At 35.9% G+C, this 1857-nt stretch carries 2 protein-coding genes; both read right to left on the bottom strand.

Going from position 1 to position 1857, the window contains the following annotated elements; genetic code table 11:
* The coding region (locus HG1285_RS03080) for an FAD-dependent oxidoreductase (RefSeq protein ID WP_008288964.1) at positions 1–1245 on the bottom strand (1245 nt) is incomplete at its 3' end.
* Positions 1246–1857 (bottom strand): ornithine carbamoyltransferase (argF, locus tag HG1285_RS03085; RefSeq protein WP_008288963.1); only part of this gene is annotated, 612 nt, incomplete at its 5' end.

The raw sequence follows: 1857 nt of genomic DNA, 5'->3' as shown, positions 1-1857 counted from the left end.
TTTTGTAAGCTGTTGGATTATCTGCTGACCTACAGCCATAATAACAACATCACATTCTATAATATGTTCAGACCCTTCAACTGGCTTAGGTCTTGGTCTTCCACCTTTTTCATCAGGAACAAGCTCCATTTTTACGCATTTAAGACCTACAACTTCTCCTTTTTCATTTCCAATAACCTCAATTGGCTGTGTTAACCAGTGTAGTATCACACCTTCATCAGCCACGTGGTCCCATTCTTCATCTCTTGCGGAAGATGTGTCTCTTGTTCTTCTGTATATAAGATGAGTTTCATTTCCAAGTCTAACAGATGTAATTAAACAGTCAACAGCTGTAAATCCGCCACCTATAACTGCAACCCTTTTACCTCTTGGAAGCTCAATATCAGTTTCTGGAGCAAGCATTTGGTCTATGTAATCTGTATTTGCTTTCATCAAAAATCCTATAGCTGTGTAAACACCTTTTAAATCCTCTCCTGGAATGCCCATTTTCTTTCCTCTACCTGAACCAACTGCAATAAATACTGCATCGTGGGCATTTCTTATATCTTCAAATGGAATATCAACACCAACTTTTACACCTGTTTTTATTTTAACCCCAAGTTTTTCTATTAATGAAATTTCATAATCTAAAGCTCTTCTATCAAGTCTTGCTGCGGGAATTCCGTATCTCATTACACCACCGGCAAAAGGAAGAGCTTCATAAACTACTACATCATGACCTTTTCTTGCTAAAAAGTATGCAGCAGCAAGTCCTGCAGGTCCTGCTCCAATTATTCCAACAGATTTTCCTGTAGGAGGTTCTTTTTCATCAATCCACTCAACACCAGACATTCTTATAGAATCACCAACAAATCTTTCAAGTCCACCAATTCCAACAGAAAGACCGTTATCTTTAAAAGTTAAAACACAGGTGCTTTCACAAAGTCTTTCCTGAGGACAAACCCTTCCACAAACAGAGCTGAATGGGTTATTTCTTCTAAGAATTTTATAAGCTTCCCACACATTTTGCTTTTGAATTTCTCCTATCCATTTTTCCATTTCAGAGTTAACAGGACAAGAAGGTGTACAAGGAGGTTTTTTACATAAAATACATCTGTCTGCTTCATCAAGGGCAACAGTATGACCATATCCAAGTGCATATTCTTTATTTAAATACTTCTTTCTAATTTCTGGGTCTAAAAGGGGTATTTCGTTTCTATCGTGTCTTCTATAAACAACTTTTTTCCTCTGTTTTTTCTCTGCCATTTAAATATTACCTCCTCTGTATATAAAGTTTAAAAGTGATTTTTGTACGTGAAGTCTATTTTCAGCCTGCTGGAATATAACATCTGAAAACTGTTCAAAAACTTCTTCAGTAATTTCTTCCCCTTTATGTGCAGGAAGGCAGTGCATTACAACTGCATTTTTATTTGCTTTTTTTACTAAATTTTTATCAATGGTAAAACCTTCAAAGTCTTTCTTTTTATCTTTTTTACCTTCCTGTCCCATGCTTACCCATACATCAGTATAAAGCACATCTGCTTCTTTTACTGCATTCTCGGGGTCATTTAAAATTTCAACTAAAGCTCCTGTTTCTTTTGCAAAATCTAAAGCTTTTTTTACAGCTTTTCCGTTAGGTTCATAACCTTTAGGAGTTGCAACTGAGATATTTATCCCCATAATTGCACAGGCAATTAGAAGAGTGTTTGTCATGTTGTTGCCGTCGCCTATATAAGCAAGTTTTAAACCTTCAAGTTTTCCAAATTTTTCTCTTATAGTTTGTAAATCTGCCAAAACCTGACATGGATGCTGGTAATCTGTTAGAGCATTAATAACAGGAATACTGCCGTATTTTGCTAAATCTTCAACTTCTTTATG

It is taken from the genome of Hydrogenivirga sp. 128-5-R1-1 (assembly GCF_000171895.1).
The sequence above is the reverse complement of the archived record's forward strand: the minus strand, read 5'-3'. Positions and strand labels throughout refer to the sequence as shown.